This window comes from Thermus sp. FJN-A (assembly GCF_054655095.1).
Genome location: NZ_BAAHSC010000112.1, coordinates 1 through 515 on the forward strand (window position 1 = coordinate 1; position 515 = coordinate 515).

The 515-nt window shown below is 72.6% G+C and carries 1 pseudogene; it reads right to left on the reverse strand.

From position 1 onward, the window contains the following. Positions 1-113 precede the first annotated feature (113 nt). A pseudogene (locus ACYQ0J_RS00575) lies at positions 114-515 on the reverse strand (hypothetical protein); the annotation flags it as partial.

Below are 515 nucleotides of genomic sequence, written 5' to 3' on the forward strand. Positions count from 1 at the left end.
CCGGCGGTAGCGGAGGCGCCAGCCCCCGGGGCAGTCCTTGAACAGCCAGTCTTGATACACACACCACCCCCGAAGCCCTGGCTGGGCTCTCTACAGGTTACCCCGGCCCGGGGCTAGGCCACCCGCCACTGGGGGGTCTGGCGGAAGAGGTCCAGGAGGCCCCGCTCCCGGAGGAGGTGGGCGAGGAGGGCGCCGGGGCGCCGGACCCCCTCGCCCCTCGGGCTGAAGAGGGCCTTGGCCGCCGCCTCCCGCGCCCGCCGGACCGCCCAGGCGACAGCGTCCAGGGCCCCCTCCATCAGGCCGTAGAGCTCGGCCCGGAGGGCACCCCACAGCACCCAGGCGTAGAAGCGCACGCTCCCAGGATCCCGGAACTCCCGGGCCAGGGAGAGGGCGAGGGCCTCCACCAGGGTCCGGCGCTCGGCGGGGCGGGCCCGGAGGAGGGCGGTGAGAGAGTCTATAGCTAACGGGTTTTCGGCTTCGCCAGGGAGTAACGAAAACCCAAGCAAAAGTCCGAG